Below are 17,366 nucleotides of genomic sequence, written 5' to 3' on the forward strand. Positions count from 1 at the left end.
GCCGGAAGACCTCTTCCGCGGCCAGTGGCAGCACAACCGGACCTCCGTCCTCGACGAGTACAAGCCCTACCTGGACGAACGCTGGGACGAGGGCTGCACCAACGCCTGGAAGCTCTGGGAGGAGATCGTTCCCGTGGGCTATCGAGGCAGCTACGGCCGGGTCAGCGCCTACCTGCGAGAGAAGCGCACCTCGCCACGGCCGGTCACCGCGCAACCGCCGGCACCCCGCGTGGTGACGAGATGGATCCTCAGCCGACCCGAGACGCTGACCGAGATCGAACAGCTCCGGCTCAAGGCCGTCCTGGCCAACTGCCCTGAACTCGATGCCCTGACCGGTCACGTCCGGTCCTTCGCCCGCATGCTCACCGAGCGCCAGGGTGAACGACTCCCTCAGTGGCTCGACGCCGTCCGCCAGGACGATCTGCCCAGCCTCCACACTCTCGCGGCCGGCATCGACCGGGACCGCGACGCCGTCATCGCCGGCCTGACGCTGCCCTGGAACTCCGGGGTCGTCGAAGGCCACGTGAACCGGATCAAGATGCTCAAGCGCCAGATGTTCGGCCGCGCAGGCTTCGGCCTTCTTCGCAAACGGGTCCTGCTCGCCCCGTAGTCGTGTTGTCAGTGCCTGATGCGACGATCCGGGCGACCATACGCAAGGAGATCAGCATGGGCACCTGGGATACCGGTCCCTTCGACAACGACACAGCCGCGGACTTCGCCAATGCGCTCGACGAAGCCGCGCCCGAGGCACGTGAAGCCCTGATCCGAGGCGTCCTCGTCCGAACTATCGACGCCACCGGCTACCTCGCGGAAGCGGAAGAAGCGGTGGCAGCCGCCGCTTTGATCGCGGCGCAATGCCCGGGAGGCGAAGCCGTCGACATGTCCTACGGCCCGGAAACACCGATGCCCGTGTTCCCTTCAGACCTTCGGGTACTCGCCGACGAAGCCCTCGCCCGCATCGTCGGCGACGAGGATGGGCCGGCCTCAAACTGGGTGGACTCGGAGGACTGGAAGCAGTGGCGAGCCATATTGACGCGCCTTCGCGCGGTGCTTGTCCCGCCGCCCCCGTCCATTGCTCTCTTCGACGTCCAGCCGTAACGGAGCGTCACTCAGCACAGAAGCTGAGCCAGAACCACTGCTGCTCGATAAAGCCAGCCAGCCAGCTCCGGCGTCTTGCGGGGTTCGCGCTTCAGTGCCTGGCGGACCTGGTCCTGCAGGGCGGTGAAGTCCGGACCGTCGTCCGGGCAGACCATCCCGGGGTTGGGTGCCCCGCAGTGTGTGGCTGCCGGATTAGGTCGGTGAGCCGCCAGTCCAGGCGGAAGCTGTCCCCGTACGCCTGCTCGACCTCGGCGTACAGGTCCGCCAGCCGCGGACGCCGCCCGATGGTGAGCAGCAGGTCGCGGCGAGAGGCGCAGACACACCGTGAGCAGGAGCAGCTTTACCGGACTACGGGAGGGGAAGCACGAGCACAAAAATTCGCGTGTGGCGAGCGTTGAGGTTCCTACACACTGCGTGGATGGTTGCTGGCACTTCCTGGTCACCTGACCACTCAGCCTTGCGGCACATGGCGGCTCGGTCGTCCGGAGCCCCTCTCGCCCCCGGACCGAAGCTCACCATGAACTTTCACCCCGACCGCATGGTGGGCAATCGACTCCTTCTTCTTCGGATGGCGGATGACGGCGTCTACTACTCACAGTTTGTGACCGGCACTAGCAACGGTGGCCTGACTGCGTACCCGGGTGGGGATCGGTGGCGCTGGGAGAGCCGCATCTTCGGCGGCGCGTACGATCACGCCGCACCTCACGAGCGCCCTGTCTACGGGGCGCTCAACTATCGGGACTCGCCGGTCGGCGGGGCGCCTCGATTCGGCTCCTCGTATTTCCGGCTCACGACTGACACCCTCGAACGCGCGACCTTCTGCTATCCAGACAGCTCGACGGAACCCTCGGCCTTCGCTGTAGCGTCCCGCTTCGCCCTTATGGGTATGGCCGAGGCTGACGGGCTGGACGCCCTAGACGGACACATTGAGGCTCACATCCACGGATCCGTCAGATTCGACCGGGACGTTGAGGCATTGATCTTGGACCCCAGCTACCGAGACACGGACGTGGAGGAGGCGGCCCGCCGACTTCCGTGCCCGATCGAGTGGCATCCAGGCTTCCGGCTGACCGCTGAGCATTTGCGGCGACACCCTGACTACCGGGGTCAGGAATACGTCGACCTGGGCACCAAGATCGCGGTCGACGGATGTCTGGACCCCTGGGCGATCGGCAGGGCCGCCCGCACAGGCCATTACGATTCGCAGGCGCTCAAGAAGGTCTGGCACTGCTTGGCGCGCTTTGGTGGCCCGCCCCCGGTTGCCAGTGCAGTGACCGCGACCTGTTGCTCCACGGATGGAGCAGGAGGGTGAACTCGGCGATCGTGAACCTCCGTGAGGGGGCGCCGGCGGCATGCCGCCGACGCTGTACGGAGCGGTGAGCTGGGGGTGAGTGCGGTCAGCGCGCGGTGCGGCTGGGCGCGGCGGGGGCGTCCCAGGTCGTGTGGGGCGCGGACCGCCACCAGTCGGTCACAGCGGCCGGGACTGGGGCCGGTCGGGCTGCCGGGGCGAGACGGCTCGGGCGGGCCCGGTGAGCGGCGGGTGCTTCAGGCGTGGTCGTCGCGCGCGGGGTCGAAGCGGGAGCGCGTCCGGCGAGGACGGCAGGCAGGGTGTCGTCGATGTAGGTGACGTGGTGGGCAAGATCCACACCGACCTGGGCGGAGTCGAGGTAGAGCACGTTGTCGCGCAGGGCCACGTTCCCAGTGGCGATCACGTGCACGGCGTCGGTGAGGCACTCGGCGACGTGCCGGGCGAGCGGGCCGGTGACCGTGCAGGTCACGGGGACCGGCTCCCCGTCGCGCCACTGGCGCTGGCCGTAGTCGTACTCGCGCGGGATCTGCACCACGGTGAACCGGGCCGCTGGGGTGCCGCGTTCGGTGTGACGTAGCTGCACGGTTCCGTACACGCGGCCGCGGATGACGGCGGTCGTCTCTCCATTCATGCTGGGCGCTCCTCGATGTGACGAACGTGAGGCGATACCCGGAAGCACCCGGGCGAGTTCCATAATACGTGAGAAGGTGTGAGAGTCATCCCCTTTCCCCAACCGAGTGGGAGCACCCGCTCCTGTCCTGCCTACTCGTGAGCCAGCCCACCCTCCGCCGCACGATGAAACTCGCCGTCCTCGCCACCTTCGAACAGCGCACGGCCCTGCGCTACACGATGCCGGGCATGACCGCCACCGAGACCGCCAGCTACATCGGAGGCCTCGTCGGACCAGAGCGTCACCTCCTCGCTGAGCCGGTCCCACCGGCGCAGCACCCACGGCCGGCCGGCCTGCTGCGCCGTGAGGGCGATGGGGACGGCGAAGCTGAAGCGGCTCAGCCATCCGCTGAGGATGTCGGCGGTCTCCGCGCCCGGCCATTCGCCGGTGCGGGCCTGGAGGTCGTCCATCAGTGTGGCCAGATCGATGACGGCCGCGCCTGCGGGCGTGGCCGGGTCCGGTGTGATCAGCACGGTGTGCTCCTTTGACGTAGTCAGGGGAGGGATGGGGAGGTGGTCAGGACCCGTTCATGAGGGCGTTCCACAGGTCCATCAGGTGCTGCTGGCCGGGCGTGAGTGCCGCTGCGCGCAGCAGGCGTTTACGCAGGACGGGCACGTCGACGTTGATGCCAGCGGGTGCATCGGGCCCGCCGGGCAGGTGGACGAGACGGTAGGCCCGTGTGTGGATCATCCAAGCCTCGTACCGGTCGGCGGGACTGCCGCCGCGCGCGGTGTGGCCCGCGTCGGGGAGCGGGAAAGGCACGGGCAGGACGAGTCGGTGCACGGGCGTCCGGCCGGGTGGCCGGCTAGGACCGGGCGGCGGCGGTAGTGCGTCGCGGTGCCGTTGAGCATGGGGCAGTGCGTGGCGGTGTACGGCAGGCACTCGGGGTGCAGCGCCGGTTAGGGGGAACAGCCCCGGACGACGTCGGCTGGACGGACGATCAGGTAGCACCGCTCATCCAGAGGCTGGCCGCAGCTCTGGCACAGGCGCCGCAGTGATGGGGATCTTTGAAAACGGCCGGGGCCGCTCCTCGCCCCACTTGCTTTGAACCGTGTGAGGAGGGTGGGGATTGAAGAGCAGTCCTTGATCACCAGAATGTAGGTTCTGGCCATGACTGGTGACTGGCGGATGGACCGGATCGGGGCTGCGCTGAGGGGGGAGAACCCGACCGTGCTGCGACGGCTGACGTCGGGGTTCGCGGTGATCGGGGACGTTCAGTTCCTGCCGGGCTACTCGGTTCTGCTCGTGGACGAGCCGGATGTGCAGCGGCTGTCGGACCTGCCGAGGGCGAAGCGGCTGTCGTTCCTGTCTGACATGGACCAGCTTGGTGAAGCGGTCGAGCGTGCCTGTCGGCGGCTGGACCCGGCTTTCCGCCGGGTCAATCTGGAGATCCTGGGGAACACAGACCCGTTCTTGCATGCGCATGTCTGGCCGCGGTTCGAGTGGGAGCCGGCCGATGTGGTGGGCAAGCCGGTGTGGCTCTATCCGCGTGAATGGTGGAGCGACAGACGGTTCAGGCTCGGTCCGCAGCATGACGCGCTGCGGGATGTGATCGGCAGCGAACTGGACCAGCTGCGCTCGGGGACTTGAGTGATGCGGGCCCGCCGACCGTCAGGTTGGCGGGCCCGGTGATCGGTGACGGTCAGCCCAAGCTCACTGGAGTCGTCTGAGTGGGGTGATGTCGGTGACGCGGTTGGTGATCGTGGGGCGGGCGGCTTCCTGGGTGGCGAGCAGGGCGACGATCGTGACGGGCTGGTCGTGGTGCGGGCAGTTCCGGACGGCCGTCGGTGCCAGGGGGTCGATGGTCAACAGAGCAGGTTTGCCCCACCGGTTAGCAGCAAGTGGGGAGATTCAAGAAGCGCCATCAGCAGGAAGACTGTGAGGGCCCGTTCGGCGTCCAGTCTGCCGAAGGCGGCATGGCCGCCGTGGACCAGGGACACCCACGGCACGACCAGCCCGCCCGCCAGAGGCCGGCGCGCACAGCATTGGGGTACCGAGTGCATCTGTCTTCTCCCTCGGATCGCGGGGCGGGGCAACTGGGTGTCAGTTGCCAGGGGGCGACGGCCGGGGGCGGTCAGTCGTGTGGTGCGGGGCTAGGGCCTGTCTGACAATTGATCTTGTGGTGGGTCGCGGAGAGCTGACGGATGCGGCGTGGGAGCGGATAGCGCCCCTGCTGCCGGGTGTTGACGGGCGGGGTCGTCCGTGGCGGGATCACCGGCGGGTGATCAACGGGGTGTTGTGGCGGTTGCGGACGGGTGCTCCGTGGCGGGACCTGCCGGAGCGGTTCGGGCCGTGGCAGACGGTCTATGAGCGGTTCGCCCGGTGGGAGGCGGACGGGACCTGGGCCCGTCTGCTCGAGGAGCTCCAGGTCCGCGACGACTCGGTCGGGGCAGTGGAGTGGACCGTGTCGGTCGACTCCACGATCAACCGTGTTCACCAGCACTCAGCCGGAGCCCGCAAAAAGGGGCGGCGCCGGGGGACGAATTGGAAGATCCGGAACGCGCGGCGGCTGGTCAGGCGCTCGGCTGGTCCCGCGGCGGGCTGACCACCAAGGTTCACCTCGCCTGCGACGGCCGGGGCCTGCCCCTGGCCGTCCTCGTCGTCACGCCAGGCAACGTCAATGACTCCACTGCCTTCAACACGGTCCTGGACGCCGTGCGAGTTCCCAGGATCGGAGTCGGGCGTCCGCGCCGCAGGCCCGACGCAGTCATCGCCGACAAAGCGTATTCGTCACGGGCGATCCGCCGGACGCTGCGGCGCCGGGGCATCCGGGCGGTGATCCCGGAGCGGGGCGACCAGAAGGCCAACCGGATGCGGCGCGGCCGGGCCGGCGGCAGACCGCCGGCCTTCGACCGTGAGCTCTACAAGGCCCGCAACGTCGTCGAACGCTGCTTTAACCGGCTCAAGCAGTTCCGGGCCATCGCGACGCGGTTCGACAAACTCGCCGCCCGCTACCGGGCCGGACTCCACCTCGCGGCACTCATCTTCTGGCTCCGCGAACCCTTGTCGGCGTGACCGTCAACGTGCTCAACCAGGCGGATGAACGTGCTCGGCTCGCTGGGAGCACAAAGCTGTCGGGCTTCCCGCAGAAGGCCCGGAATGAACTCGTCGTGTCTAGCCAGGGACAGGCATGATCACCTCATGCGAGGCGGCTTCGGCGATATCCCACGACCACACTCTTCCCCTTCCTGAATCCTGCGGATGAGGACTCATTGCATCGGACGGCCCGCGCGGTCGACGAGGCTCGAAGGGGTGGCGACACCGCGGATTGGGAGTGGTTCCCAGAGCACGCTGCCTTCCCCGGCCGGCAGGTGGGAACGCCGATCATCCTCGGCCTGGATGTCATCGAGCATGCCGAAGATGGAGATCAACTGGAGTTCCTGCTCCAAGTGGTGTGGACAGATCTGGGCCAGCTCGCAGTCGATGCGGCTGTGAACGTGGCCTGCTGGTGCGGGACCGATCATGCTACTCACGACGTCGACGCCCTCACGGTCGTGGTGAGCGACGAGACCTCGCTGCCTGAGCCATTCTGGGCCGCAGCTACACACCTGGCCGGCTGGCTGGCCGAACCGCACGACGCCGACTACTGGCGCGCCAAGGCAGGACTGCCTCTCCGGTGAACCTATCCATCCGTCAAATGGCGGGTAGGCCAATCCGCACCTGCTTCAGCACATGCACGTGGACACTGACGATCCGACCGAGATCATTTGCCAGACAGTTCCTAGCGCGGTGGGTTCGGCTGCCGGGTGGGGCCATTGCCAGTGGCCGTGGTGGAGGTCTGTCCAGCGGCCTGCGCCGTCCGGGTTCCACTTCACGCGTACGGGGCCCCAGCCGTCGGTTGGGTCGGTGCGGCGGATCGCCGCCTGGCTACCGAGGAGGTGGGTACGCCGCAGGTTGCTGCCGTCCAGTTGCGGAGCCTGGCTGAGTTGGTCCAATGCCTGGAGCACGTCGGCGAGCAGTGCCCAGAGCTGGTCGGGGTCCTGGGGCAGATTGCGGATGCGCTGGTCGGAGGTGACAATCCGGCGGGCGGCCTCGTCGCCGCGGCGATACCAGGTGCCGCTGCCGGGCACGGCCCGTACGGCAGTGCTCAGCTCCTTCACGTCCGGGCTGACCGGTTCTCCGGGACGGGTGAGGATGCGGAACGTCTCACCCATCCCCAGGTAGTACGCGGCTTCGTGCGCCGGCTTCAGCGGGCCGTTGTCCTGCTCGGCGGGTGACGGCTCGGGCAGGGGTGCACCGCTCATGTCGCTGGCGTACGTTCGGGCGGCTGCAACGGTGCCGGGGCTGGCATCGCCGGGCTCGAACTGGCGGCCTACCGGCGCGATCTCCCGGGGGCAGCACAGCTTGCTGCCCCCGGGAGCTGGTGTTCTCAGGAGTCGGCCGGGTCGGTGAGTTCGATGCAGGCGGCCGGGACCTTCGCAAGCCGGTATCGCTTCTCGCCGTCGGCGACACGGAAGCGGGTGTTGCTCGGGTCGCGGCGCAGCCGCTCGGTGGAGGCTTCGTCCAGCAGGAAGTCGAAGCGGCTGCGCGTGCGGTTGGGCTGCTGGACGGTGCCGGTCAGCAGGCGCAGGCACGCCGGGGTGATCGTCGTGCCGATCCGGGCGGTGCGGCCGGGAGTGATGACCGGGCGCTTGACGGCGTCCAGCTGGATCAGGCGGTTGGTAGCTGCCTCCTGGAGGGCGGCCACGGAGACGACGTCGGGCAGCTCGCTGATGAAGGCGCGGACCTCGGCAAGGGTGGGCATAGGTGTGTCCTCTCTCGGGTCTGTGGTGCGGGGGACCGGACGTGAGGCGCCCGGCGGGAACCGGCGCCACGGGTGGGCCAGGGTGGCGGGCACCGGCTGTGCGGTGCCCGCCGGGTGCACGGCGGTCAGCCGAGCGGGTAGAGCACCAGGGCAGTGCGGGCGTCGGCCGGGACCTTCGGCAACAGCGCGCGCAGCTCGGTGTCTGCCGCGAGTTCGCTCTCCAGCGGGTACACCTCACCGGTCAGCTCGTGAACGGGGGAGTACCGGCCGATGGCGTAGGTGCTGAACGGCGAGTAGAGGTTGCCTTCGGTGTCGCGGGAGAGCACGACCAGGGTGTCGCCCGGGAGACGGGCCCAGTCGTTGCCGACCAGTCGCCGCAGCACATCAAGGGTGAGCGGCTGGTCGCCATCGATCGGCTGGGCGGGGTCGGCGGTGCCGGACTTGTGCATGACGGACTCCAAGCGGGTCTCGATCGTGCGTGGGTGGGGGGCCGGGCACGTGGTGCCCGGCCGTGGGGTGATGTCCGGGGCGGCTCAGGCGGCGGAGTCGTCGCCCGGGGCCTCGCCCCGGTGCGCGGCGACGGCCTGTCCCTCGACCTCGGACAGCCGGTAGCTGCCCTTGTCGTCCCGGCCGAGCTTTTCCAGCAGCAGCAGGTAGGCGGCCTGTTCGGGGGTGGGGTTCTCCCACAGGAAGCTGACCTGCATGCGGGCGGCGTTCCAGCCCTTCGGGTCACGCATGTCGCGCTCGAAGGCGGCGGCGACGTGCGCGAACAGCACGTGGGCCATGCGGGCCTTGGACAGGGTCGCCAGCTCCGACAGCCGCACCCGCTCGAAAGGGCTGTCAGGCAGCTTCACGCCCAGCAGCTGAGCGACGTCCTCGGCCCCCTGCCGCTGCGCCCACTTGCCGTAGAAGGAGGGGAGGTCCAGCAGCACGGTCAGGGCGAACCGCCAAGCCTCCTCCGGCAGGGCCTTGCTGCCGCGCACCAGCCGGGCAACGAACTCCTTACGGGGCCCGGCGGCAGCCTTCCAGGCCCGGTTACAGGCGGTGATGCGTGCCCGCTCGGCGGCCTTCTCCTCGTCCTCGGCCGTCTTGACCGGCTTCGGCTTCGGACGCACCTTGTGACCGTGCTCGGCCGGGTCTGCGCAGTACCAGACGGGCTGGTGCTCGTCGTCGAGCCGGGCGCTGTGGCTTGGGCAGCCCTTGTGCCCTTTCTCGTCCAGCGGGTTGCCCAGCGGCGTGGTCAGCTCCGACAGCGGCCGGGCGGTGTCCTTCTCCCCGTACAGGCGGTGCGCGGGCAGCAGGGGCACGCCCGCCTTCTCCAGAGCCTCGACGGCCTTCATGCGGGCGTTCAGGTCGTCCTGTTCGGCCTTGAGCAGCGCGAGTTCCTGGTCCCAGTGGCCGCGCCCGCCGCCCTCCTCCGCTTCGTCCCGGGCCAGCGCCCGCAGGAGACGGTCCTGCGCGCGGGGCACATCCTCGACCTCGGCGAGCTGCGCGAGCTGTTCGAGGTCCATGCCCCCGGCGGAGGCCCGGCGCAGCGTGGCGTCATCGAGCTGCTGCACACGGCCCAGCCGCTTGCCGGTGCCGCGCTTGAGGCCCAGGGCCCGTGCGGCCTGCTTCTGCTCGACCTCGTCCATCCCGATCAGCGACAGTTCGGCGGCCTTGAGGGTGTCTTTGGGGGACATGCCCTGCCGCTGGTGGTTCTCGATCAGGGACAGGAACCGCGTCCAGGCGTCCCGGCCGACCAGATCCGCGCGCACGTACGCCTTGATCTGCCGCCTGGGGTGGCCCTCCGCCTCGGCGGCGGCGTTGGCGATCTGCGCGGCCTGGGTGCGCCGCCAGCCCTTGAACGCGCCGTAGGTGCCGTCCGGGCGGGGGCGGACGCTGACCGGGTCCTGGACGCCCACGGCCTTGACGGAGTTGATCAGGTCGGTGTCGGGCTCGGTGTCCGTCTCGCGGGCGTTGCACTCGTCGCGCGTGATCGTGTCCGGGTCGAGCAGGACGGCGGTGAGGCTCGTCTCGTCGGCGTCGACCGGGGCGGTCTCGGCCGTCTCGGCGGTGGGGGACTCGGTGACTGTGGCCATGTCTGGCCTCCTTGTGATGGGTTGACGGACTTTCAGCGGTGTCGGGAGGGCGCCACCCTCTCGGCGTGTTCCATAATACGTGACTTTGATGGTGGGGCAACTGAATTGCTCGACGCTGCCTCGCCGGTGGAAGTGCAGGTCAGGAAGTCTTGCGGCGCCGCGCCGCATGTACGGAGCAGGCATATACGGCGCGACTTCCGCCCCGGAGGCGAGGGATGGTGGCCACCTGTCCGGTGCAGGGCAGGCCGCAGTCGACGCATCTGCGGTCGGCATCGGCCGCGAGCGGCGGGAGCAGGACGGGTCGAGGCATGGCGGGACCTCTCTCATGGCCGGGAATGGGGGTCTGGGTGGGGCCAGTCGTCTGTGCGGCGTTGCCGCCCGTGGCTCCGGCGTAGGGGCGTCGGATGTAGCGAGTTTCATAATACCGATCGCTGGCGGTGGGGCAACGGGTTTTCCTGGCGCTACCCCACCGCCGACGGCTGCGGACCGGTGGTCAGGTGCTGATGCGGGTCACCGCGCGGGTGGGGGTGGATGCGCAGGATGGCCCCGTGGTCGGGCGGGTCCAGTGCTGCGAGCCGGTTGAGCGCCGCGGCCAGCTCCGGGTCGGCGAAGACCTCTTCCGCCGGCGCGGCTTCCCCCACAGGCACGGCGGTCACCGTGGTCCGGGTGGGCCGGAGATCTGGAACGGCCTCGGTGTCCGCGAGGGCGGCGACGAAGGGGCTCCAGCCAGGCGCATGCCGTCGGCTGCGCGCCGTTCCGTGGTGGTGAAGTAGGCGGCCACTGCCGGGCGTCCGTCCGCGGGCTGCCCGGCCGTGAATGCCTTGACCCGGCTCACCAGCACCTGCCGCCACGCCTCCTCGGTGGCCGCCAGTGCCTCGATGACCAGCACGTCCTGTTCCCTGGGGGCGAGTTCACGCAGCGCCTCCCGGACTGGATGCTCGGTCGGGGCGGTCAGTAGTTCGGCAAGTTGCAAAGGCCTTATGGGCGTTGTCCTGTTCGGTCGGAGGGAGGGGGCCGGCGCTGTCAGTCGTGAGACAGCGGCGTGTGTGCGGAGAAGACGTAGTGACCGAGCGCGCGCAGTGCGCCGGCGGTGCGGTCCACGGCTTCGGAGCTGTGATCGGTCGGGCGGGTGTAGGCCTCGATGTCGCTGTTCCAGGTGAACCCCTGGGCGGTGAGGGTCTCTTCGGTGCCGGGGGTGAGGTCTTCGGGGGAGCGGGGGGCGGCCACCAGGCCGTGGATTCGGTCGGGCGTGACCAGGAACACCACAAGCTCCTTTCAGTGCGGGCCACCCCGGTGGCGGGCGGCCCGCAGGCTGGTGGGGATGGGATGGGTCAGTGGGCGACGGTGACGGTGTAGTCGGCCTCCAGGACGGCGAGGGCGGCGCGGGTCTCCGGGCTCGGGGCCGAGTGCGGGAAGTCGTCCAGGGCGCGCACGGCGTCGTCCAGGTGGTCGTCGGGCATCGGCAGCACGTGCCCGCTGCGGTAGAGGGCGACGGCGGTTGCGGTGGCGACGCGACTGCGGTTGTAGGTGATGGCCTCCGCGGCGGTGGCGGCGGTGCCGAACGCTTCATGGGCGGTGGGCGGCAGTGCCGCGATTCCGGCCGTGAAGCGGCGGGCGGGGATACGCAGGCGGGCCGGTGGCAGGGCACGGAGCAGCGCTCGCAGCATGACAACTCCTCAGAACTCGGGGCGGGCAGGCGACGTGAACGACTGGGTGGTGTGGCGCTCGGCGTCGGCGCGGGCGTCTTCGGCGGTGTATCCGGTGTCGCACCACGCCCGGCAGAGCTGGCCGGGCGGCGCGCCGCAGGTCTCGCAGCGCTCGTCGAAGTCCTCGGGACGGAACGGCGGCGGTGGGCTGCTCATGCCGCGTCCCTGATGTGCTCCGCTACCTGGCGGGCGGACAGGACGGGGGTGGTGGTCATCAGAGCGGGGCAGCTGGCCTGCCAGATCTGCCCCGGGGCGGAGGGGGAGATCTGGAAGCTCGTGGCGGGGCTGATCCGCCATGTGCGGCCGTGGGAGTCGGTGACGGTGTAGGTCAGGAACTGGGCGGCGCCTTGCTGGCCGTTGTCGCTCCAGGTGAGGCCGGCGGCGGTGAGGGCACGGCCGAGCTGGGCGCAGCGTTCCGGTGTGGCGTGGCTGAACGTGGCCACGAGGTATCTCCTTCTGCTCAAGGGCATGCGAGGGCGGGCGCCGGGGCGGCTGGTCGCCCCGGCGCGCAGGCCACGGAGGCCTAGCGGAGGGTGAGATCGTTACGGACACGCTCGCTGTCAGTGAGGCCGCGACGGCGCTGGCGAATCTGCTGGTTCCGCAGGCCGGCGGCCTCGGTCTCGGCGCGGCGGGCCTGGTCGTGTTCGCGACTGGCGGCGGTGAGGCAGTAGGGGGTCAGCCACTGCATGACGGAGACGTGGCGGGATAGTGAGCCGGGGTAGTCGGCCAGCATCACCAGCAGCACCGGGTGCGGGGCGGTGGTGAGCCAGCGCGCAACGGTCCACCAGGCGGCCACGGCTGCGTGTCGGGCAGGTTGGGCGGCCCGGGCTTCCGCTTCGAGGCGCGCGGCTTCGGCCTGGTGGTGGGTGACCGACCAGTCCAGGAAGCGCAGCAGGGCGGGCGTGTCGCGTTCGCGGGAGGCGGTGAGGATGGTGGGCAGGTCCTCGCGCTGCATGACGTGCTCGGCGCAGGCACGCAGGACGGCGGTGAGCGTCGCGGCCGTCTTCGGGGACGGCTCGTGCCCGGCGGCGGTCTCCATTGGATAGACCGACACTTGGGGGCGGCCGACGACGTCGGTGTACAGCCTGAGGCTTCCCCGGTAGCCGCTGCTGCCGCGGGCGAGGCGGGGCAGCGCGTCGTCGGGGGCGGTGGTCTGGTAGGCGTTGACGGGGCCGAGACAGGCGCGGACGGCGGTGAACCGGTCCCAGTGCTGAGGGTGGTGCGTGCCGGTGACGTGCACGCTGCCGCGCATCGCGCCGCCCAGCTCGAAGACGACGGCGTCACCCCGGCGGGGGCTGGCGGTCGCGTGCACGGTGCCTGCGGGGGTTGCGACGGTCAGGCTGTCACGGTTCATGGACGGGGCCTCCTGGGCGTTCGCAGCGGTGGCTTTCGGGAGAGGGCCCCGGCAGGTGCCGGGGGCCGGTGGGGGAAGGCTCGGGGGCCGGTGGCCGCTCGGGGCCGGTGCCGTCACCCGAGGCGACGGCACCGGCGTGCTTGCGGGTCTCGCCTAGCTCTCTGCCAGGAAGCGCGAAAGCTCCTGATCGAGGTTGAAGTGACCGCCTTCCGTGCCGGGCGGCACGGCGGCGTCCGTGCGCCGCAGGAAGGACTCCAGGACCTTCGCCGGGGCGTGGAGCAGGGCCTCACCCTCCTCGGACGCCAGGGCGATGCACACGACGTCCATGCCGTGACTGCGAGACGGCCAGATCTGGACGTCACCGATCCCGGTGGGGCGGTGGAGACCTTCGGCGAGAGACTCGCGGGCGAACACCCAGTCCACGCTGTCTTCGTCTCCGGTGTGGAAGGCAGCCTGCACGGCGTACGGGTCGGCCGTGTCGTAGCGCAGGCTCGCCGGAACAGGCAGGGAAGACTCACTCGACACAACGAGGCGCACGTGCAGCTCGCAGGTGACCGTGCTGTTCATGAGCACCAGGGCCTTTCGCTCAGGGTGCGTTGCAGGTGAGAGACGGGGCGCGGTCTCAGCGGCCGTGGGGCTGGTCCAGGACCGGGGCGCTGTAGACCTCCCGGCGCACGTTCGGAAGACCAGGGCAGGGACGGACGGCCAACTCAAGCTCGGCCGTGTCCATGGGGCGCAGCCATCCGTCCTGTACCGTCCACGCGCAGGCCCGGGGGGTGGGCTCGGCGGCCGTGCTGGCGACCAGGACGGCGCGGCGGACGGTGCTGCCCTCCAGCGCGAAAGTGATCAGCGTGCACAGCGTGCCGAACTCGGTCTCGTCCAGTACGGCCAGCCGTTCGGGGCCGATGCCGACGGACATGTCGGCGTGGCCACTGACCAAACCGTCGTTGGTCTGCTCGACGGCCAGATTCAGGGTGTGCTCACCGGTGCCGAGAGCTTCGAACACGGCGGCGAGTGCGGAGACGGTGCGGCGCGCGGCTGCCGCAATGGCGGCGTCATCGGGGCGGACGAGTTCCGGGCGTGCGGGCATAGGTCGTCTCTCCTCAGCGGAAACGATGGGGGGCGTTGCTCTCTCCCCGCGCAGCGGGGTCCTCCGGGCTGCGCCCGGAGCAGTGGGCGGTTCGCTGCGCGAACCGGTGGGGGGTGCCCCCTGCGCTGCGCTCCGGGGGCGGCTGGGCGGTCTGCTGCGCTGCGCTCCGGGGGCGGCTGGGCGGTCTGCTGCGCAGCCCCCTGGCGGCGGGCGGGCGCGCTGCGCGCTCCCTCTCGGGTGGGGCGCTGCGCACTCGGCAGTCGCCGGGGCGGGGCGTTGGTGGGGCCGGACGGGCGCCCCGCGAGGGGGAGGGGATGAGGCGCCCGTCCGGCGGTCAGGGGGTCAGACCGTGGTGAGGGCGAATGCCTTCTCCATCAGGTCGTTGGCGGCGCCGCTGATGACCCGCTCGGCGCGGGCGGCTGCCTTCTCGGTGTCGGTCTTGCCCTGGGCGGGGGCGACGTGGTTCGCATACTCGGTCAGGGCGTTGTATCCGGCCCACCGCGTGCCCCGCACCCCGGCCTGAGTGTCGGCGTGCTCGAACAGGTTGGAGATCGCTCCCCAGCGCTGCCGCTGGTTGGTCTTCTTCCGGGGGCTGTCGCTGTCCTTGACCGGCCAGAGCTGATCAACCACCGACTTCAGCTCCCCGAGCGTCATCTCGGCTTCGATCATCCGCTGGGCGGCCTGCTCGAACTCCTCGGCGTAGCGGAACGTCAGACCCAGGGCGTCACGGGCCTGCGCGATGCGGGCCTTCGCTCCAGCGGTGTGCCGGACCACGAAGCTGGAGCGGGCGCCGTGGAGGGCGGCGCGCATGGTGTTCGCGCACACCACCCGGACGGGGGTCACCACGATGCGGAACGCGCTGCCTCCGTCGTGGCTGTTGAAAGCCGCGATGTAGAGATCAACATCGTCGCTTCCGCCGATCGTGAGGGTCTGCGGCATCTTCATGGTGAGGAACACCTGACGGCCGTTCTTGAGGGATCCGGCGGTCTCGAAGTGGGCGCCGGACTCGTCGGCCAGCAGGTTCAGGAACTCGGCGTGCTCCTCGTTCTGGACCGGGTGGTAGTCGCTGCCGACCACTCCCAGCGTCTCAGTGCGGCCGGTCTTCGGGTGCGTGCGCGCGGTCGCGAAGTGCTGCGCCACCTCGACGGGTGTGGTGCCGTCGGCGGTGATCTCGGTCGCGGTCAGGGGCAGGAGCCGGACGTTCCAGCCGGACAGGGAGGCGATACGCATCGCTTCCTCGGCGGTCATCGCGCCGTCGGTGACGGTGCCCAGCTTGTGCCAGGCGCTCGTGTTGGCGGAGGCGAAAGCGGCGGTGCCGTCGGTGAACTGCTCGATCTTGTGAGCCACTGGGGCTTCCTTCCTGGTGACGAACTTTGGCGGGTCCGGTAGGGGGCCAACCCTTCCCGAACTAGTTCCATAATACCTAATATGGTGGGTGGGGCAACCGATTAAAACTCCAGCTGCCCCACCGGGCCGGAACGGCCGGCCATCAGGCCCCGGTACTCACGAGGTGCGCCTCTGCCAGTACTGGGGGCAGCGCCGTGATGCTCTCGGCGTGGACCCCGGACAGGGCGGTGACGAACACGCCACCCCGGTAGTCGCTCAGGCGGTATAGCACGTACTCGCGCCCCCAGCGACTGAACTGGCGGTCAATCCCCGTGACCCAGTAACGCCCCCATGCCCGCTCCTGCGAACCGTGGTAGCTGACCAACTGGCCGATACCGGGGCCGCTGTCCTGGCTCCTGGCGGCCAGGCTCGCCAGTGCCACACTGAACGTCTCGGGCGGCAACGGCACACCGGCCAGCGCGGGCCCGGTGTGGCCGGTGCGGACACCGGAGATCCATCCGACCTCGAACAGAGCGCGGGCCCGCTCGCGCACGGCGTGCGACAGACCGGTGTTGGGGGGAAGCTGCTCCAAGGCTGCCTGGAACGCGGCCTCCATCTGCTCGCCCTCGCTCTCGCTCGGCGGCTCGGCACGGTGGGTGGGCTCGATGTTCGTCATGCTCACGGTGGCTGTCCCTTCAGGTGATGTGAGTGCTGGGCCGGTGATCCGGGGGCCCGGTGAGCCGGGCCCCCCGGAGATTGCCTGTTACTTCAGCCCGCGTGTCCGCAGGAATTCGCTGATTCGGTAGGCGACGGCTCGGACGGGAAGGGACGATCCCCGGAAAGTGCCGAGAATTCGGGGGCCGGTTTCGCTGTCGTGGATGATGTGGAACTCAAACCCGTCAGCGACGGGAAGAACAACCCGGATCGGACCGGCCTTGGTGTCGAACCGAATGGACGTGGTGTTCTCGTCCTGGTTGTGCTCGATGACGGCATCCCGGAGCAGTTCCGGGCGGGGCAGGAAGTTCGCGATCCCGCGCGCCTTCTGGGCCTGGGGGGTGTTGATCTCGGCCGTACCGGAGGTCACCTTGCCTGCGCTGATGACGATTTCCACGTTGGGCCTTTCTGTTGACGAACGTTCGGTGATGCCGGTAGGGGAGCCACCCCGTTCCGACATGTTCCATAATACCGCATCGAAGATCTGCTGCACCATCCCACGCACAAACTCCTGCACAATCTCCTGCACCAACTCCTGCCCCTGCCTGGCGGCCGGCTTCCGATCGCTGCTGGCCAGAAGGACGATTGGCCGTGGTCGGGGAGCTGACATCCCCTCTGCTGCCACTTGTCCCCGCACGGTTGAAGGATGAGTGAGGCGGGCGGGCGCGGTGCGAGCGGCGGCCTCGGGGATCGGGCGGCCTGGATTCTGCTTGCGCGTCGGCCGGAGCCGCCGCGCTGGGAGTGGGGGAACGGGGCCCAATTCGGGCCCTGGACGGGGGTAGAAAAGCCCGGGGCTAAAGCCCGGAGTAGGGCGCCTTCATCCTTTGGCGATCCTGCTGTGTTGGTCTTCTCCTGCGTAGCGGGGGCGCATGCTGGTTCCAGAGTCAATCGGGTTTGCACTTTGAAGCGGGGGAGTGCCCCGTTCCTGCCAAAGCTACATGCTGCATCACCTGATGCAGAGTCACCGACCCCAGCCACCCTCCCCTCTTGCTGCCCGGGCCGCAGGCCCGTTGGCCGACCCGCGCAGCGGGTCCGGCCCTTGGGGGTGCGCAGCACCCCGGTGGCTGGAGCGCAGCGGAGGCCACCCTCAGGGCCGTAGGCCCCGCAGCTCCGGAAGCGCAGCGGACGGAGCGTCACCAACCCGGCGCAGCCGGGTTGGTGGGCGGGACGCACAGCGTCCCGCCAGCGCTCACGCGGAGCGGGAGCGCAACACTCGCGCGCAGCGCGGGTGTTCGCTTGTCCATCGCGCAGCGATGGGGTACCCGCTCCGCGGG

Annotated in this window: 26 protein-coding genes; 6 read left to right on the plus strand and 20 right to left on the minus strand. The window is 69.7% G+C overall.

Going from position 1 to position 17,366, the window contains the following annotated elements; genetic code table 11:
• The 3 genes from B100_RS0132900 to B100_RS0132910 form a co-directional block, all read left to right on the plus strand.
• A partial coding sequence (locus B100_RS0132900) for a transposase (protein ID WP_024888592.1) occupies positions 1 to 610 on the plus strand: 610 nt, incomplete at its 5' end.
• Between the two features lie 56 nt (positions 611 to 666).
• The gene (locus B100_RS0132905; protein WP_024888593.1) at positions 667 to 1,098 is read left to right on the plus strand and encodes a DUF4259 domain-containing protein; all 432 of its coding nucleotides are present in this window, start codon (positions 667 to 669) and stop codon (positions 1,096 to 1,098) included.
• A gap of 466 nt (positions 1,099 to 1,564) precedes the next feature.
• On the plus strand, positions 1,565 to 2,410 hold the full coding sequence (locus B100_RS0132910; protein WP_024888594.1) for a DUF3626 domain-containing protein: 846 nt from the start codon (positions 1,565 to 1,567) through the stop codon (positions 2,408 to 2,410).
• A gap of 85 nt (positions 2,411 to 2,495) precedes the next feature.
• Here B100_RS0132910 and B100_RS0132915 read toward each other — a convergent pair whose 3' ends face one another.
• The 3 genes from B100_RS0132915 to B100_RS37930 all read right to left on the minus strand — a co-directional run bounded on the left by B100_RS0132915 (position 2,496) and on the right by B100_RS37930 (position 3,767).
• Complete coding sequence (locus B100_RS0132915; protein ID WP_024888595.1) at positions 2,496 to 3,038, minus strand: single-stranded DNA-binding protein; 543 nt, start codon at positions 3,036 to 3,038, stop codon at positions 2,496 to 2,498.
• 131 nt (positions 3,039 to 3,169) lie between these two features.
• Positions 3,170 to 3,550, minus strand: a complete 381-nt coding sequence (locus tag B100_RS0132920) for a hypothetical protein (RefSeq protein ID WP_024888596.1) — start codon at positions 3,548 to 3,550, stop codon at positions 3,170 to 3,172.
• Positions 3,551 to 3,593: 43 nt separating this feature from the next.
• The gene (locus B100_RS37930; protein ID WP_486585766.1) at positions 3,594 to 3,767 is read right to left on the minus strand and encodes a hypothetical protein; all 174 of its coding nucleotides are present in this window, start codon (positions 3,765 to 3,767) and stop codon (positions 3,594 to 3,596) included.
• A gap of 420 nt (positions 3,768 to 4,187) precedes the next feature.
• Here B100_RS37930 and B100_RS0132930 point away from each other — a divergent pair, with 420 nt between their 5' ends.
• The gene (locus B100_RS0132930; protein WP_024888597.1) at positions 4,188 to 4,667 is read left to right on the plus strand and encodes a diadenosine tetraphosphate hydrolase; all 480 of its coding nucleotides are present in this window, start codon (positions 4,188 to 4,190) and stop codon (positions 4,665 to 4,667) included.
• Between the two features lie 63 nt (positions 4,668 to 4,730).
• Here B100_RS0132930 and B100_RS37105 read toward each other — a convergent pair whose 3' ends face one another.
• On the minus strand, positions 4,731 to 4,886 hold the full coding sequence (locus B100_RS37105) for a hypothetical protein (RefSeq protein WP_158686774.1): 156 nt from the start codon (positions 4,884 to 4,886) through the stop codon (positions 4,731 to 4,733).
• A 310-nt stretch (positions 4,887 to 5,196) separates the two neighbouring features.
• On the opposite strand from B100_RS37105, the gene B100_RS36220 reads away from it, so the two are divergent.
• A protein-coding gene (locus tag B100_RS36220; RefSeq protein WP_486585767.1) for an IS5 family transposase occupies positions 5,197 to 6,092 on the plus strand; the annotation gives its coding sequence in 2 pieces (ribosomal slippage) (positions 5,197 to 5,545 and positions 5,545 to 6,092; 897 coding nt in all).
• A 197-nt stretch (positions 6,093 to 6,289) separates the two neighbouring features.
• Positions 6,290 to 6,697 (plus strand): hypothetical protein, encoded by a 408-nt coding sequence (locus B100_RS34680; RefSeq protein ID WP_486585768.1) that lies wholly within the window; start codon positions 6,290 to 6,292, stop codon positions 6,695 to 6,697.
• A 45-nt stretch (positions 6,698 to 6,742) separates the two neighbouring features.
• Here the strand turns inward: B100_RS34680 and B100_RS0132955 are convergent, their stop codons facing one another.
• The 16 genes from B100_RS0132955 to B100_RS0133035 form a co-directional block, all read right to left on the minus strand.
• Positions 6,743 to 7,321 (minus strand): hypothetical protein, encoded by a 579-nt coding sequence (locus B100_RS0132955; RefSeq protein WP_024888600.1) that lies wholly within the window; start codon positions 7,319 to 7,321, stop codon positions 6,743 to 6,745.
• Between the two features lie 125 nt (positions 7,322 to 7,446).
• Positions 7,447 to 7,821, minus strand: coding sequence for a hypothetical protein (locus B100_RS0132960; RefSeq protein WP_024888601.1), 375 nt, complete (start codon positions 7,819 to 7,821; stop codon positions 7,447 to 7,449).
• 125 nt (positions 7,822 to 7,946) lie between these two features.
• A complete protein-coding gene (locus B100_RS0132965) occupies positions 7,947 to 8,270 on the minus strand; it encodes a F0F1 ATP synthase subunit delta (protein ID WP_037724020.1) in 324 nt (107 codons plus the stop codon).
• 84 nt (positions 8,271 to 8,354) lie between these two features.
• On the minus strand, positions 8,355 to 9,902 hold the full coding sequence (locus B100_RS0132970; protein WP_024888615.1) for a ParB N-terminal domain-containing protein: 1,548 nt from the start codon (positions 9,900 to 9,902) through the stop codon (positions 8,355 to 8,357).
• A gap of 461 nt (positions 9,903 to 10,363) precedes the next feature.
• Entirely contained in the window at positions 10,364 to 10,549 is a 186-nt protein-coding gene (locus tag B100_RS37935) for a hypothetical protein (RefSeq protein ID WP_486585769.1), read from the minus strand.
• Positions 10,550 to 10,554: 5 nt separating this feature from the next.
• Positions 10,555 to 10,875, minus strand: coding sequence for a hypothetical protein (locus B100_RS34685; RefSeq protein WP_486585770.1), 321 nt, complete (start codon positions 10,873 to 10,875; stop codon positions 10,555 to 10,557).
• Positions 10,876 to 10,925: 50 nt separating this feature from the next.
• Positions 10,926 to 11,165 carry a hypothetical protein gene (locus tag B100_RS0132990; RefSeq protein WP_024888605.1) on the minus strand — a complete coding sequence of 80 codons (240 nt, stop codon included), beginning with the start codon at positions 11,163 to 11,165 and terminating at the stop codon, positions 10,926 to 10,928.
• Positions 11,166 to 11,233: 68 nt separating this feature from the next.
• Positions 11,234 to 11,569 carry a hypothetical protein gene (locus tag B100_RS0132995; RefSeq protein WP_024888606.1) on the minus strand — a complete coding sequence of 112 codons (336 nt, stop codon included), beginning with the start codon at positions 11,567 to 11,569 and terminating at the stop codon, positions 11,234 to 11,236.
• A gap of 9 nt (positions 11,570 to 11,578) precedes the next feature.
• On the minus strand, positions 11,579 to 11,764 hold the full coding sequence (locus B100_RS0133000) for a hypothetical protein (RefSeq protein WP_024888607.1): 186 nt from the start codon (positions 11,762 to 11,764) through the stop codon (positions 11,579 to 11,581).
• Positions 11,761 to 12,051 carry a hypothetical protein gene (locus B100_RS0133005; protein ID WP_024888608.1) on the minus strand — a complete coding sequence of 97 codons (291 nt, stop codon included), beginning with the start codon at positions 12,049 to 12,051 and terminating at the stop codon, positions 11,761 to 11,763. Before B100_RS0133005 ends, B100_RS0133000 begins: the two co-directional genes overlap by 4 nt.
• An 80-nt stretch (positions 12,052 to 12,131) precedes the next feature.
• Positions 12,132 to 12,962, minus strand: a complete 831-nt coding sequence (locus B100_RS0133010) for a hypothetical protein (protein ID WP_024888609.1) — start codon at positions 12,960 to 12,962, stop codon at positions 12,132 to 12,134.
• Positions 12,963 to 13,115: 153 nt separating this feature from the next.
• Positions 13,116 to 13,529, minus strand: coding sequence for an SsgA family sporulation/cell division regulator (locus tag B100_RS0133015; RefSeq protein WP_024888610.1), 414 nt, complete (start codon positions 13,527 to 13,529; stop codon positions 13,116 to 13,118).
• 55 nt (positions 13,530 to 13,584) lie between these two features.
• Positions 13,585 to 14,052, minus strand: coding sequence for a hypothetical protein (locus tag B100_RS0133020; RefSeq protein ID WP_024888611.1), 468 nt, complete (start codon positions 14,050 to 14,052; stop codon positions 13,585 to 13,587).
• A gap of 342 nt (positions 14,053 to 14,394) precedes the next feature.
• Entirely contained in the window at positions 14,395 to 15,399 is a 1,005-nt protein-coding gene (locus tag B100_RS0133025) for a DUF932 domain-containing protein (protein ID WP_024888612.1), read from the minus strand.
• A 142-nt stretch (positions 15,400 to 15,541) separates the two neighbouring features.
• Positions 15,542 to 16,060 (minus strand): hypothetical protein, encoded by a 519-nt coding sequence (locus B100_RS35010; RefSeq protein ID WP_024888613.1) that lies wholly within the window; start codon positions 16,058 to 16,060, stop codon positions 15,542 to 15,544.
• Between the two features lie 81 nt (positions 16,061 to 16,141).
• Complete coding sequence (locus tag B100_RS0133035; protein ID WP_486585771.1) at positions 16,142 to 16,621, minus strand: hypothetical protein; 480 nt, start codon at positions 16,619 to 16,621, stop codon at positions 16,142 to 16,144.
• Positions 16,622 to 17,366: the final 745 nt, after the last annotated feature.

This window comes from Streptomyces sp. CNH189 (assembly GCF_000527195.1).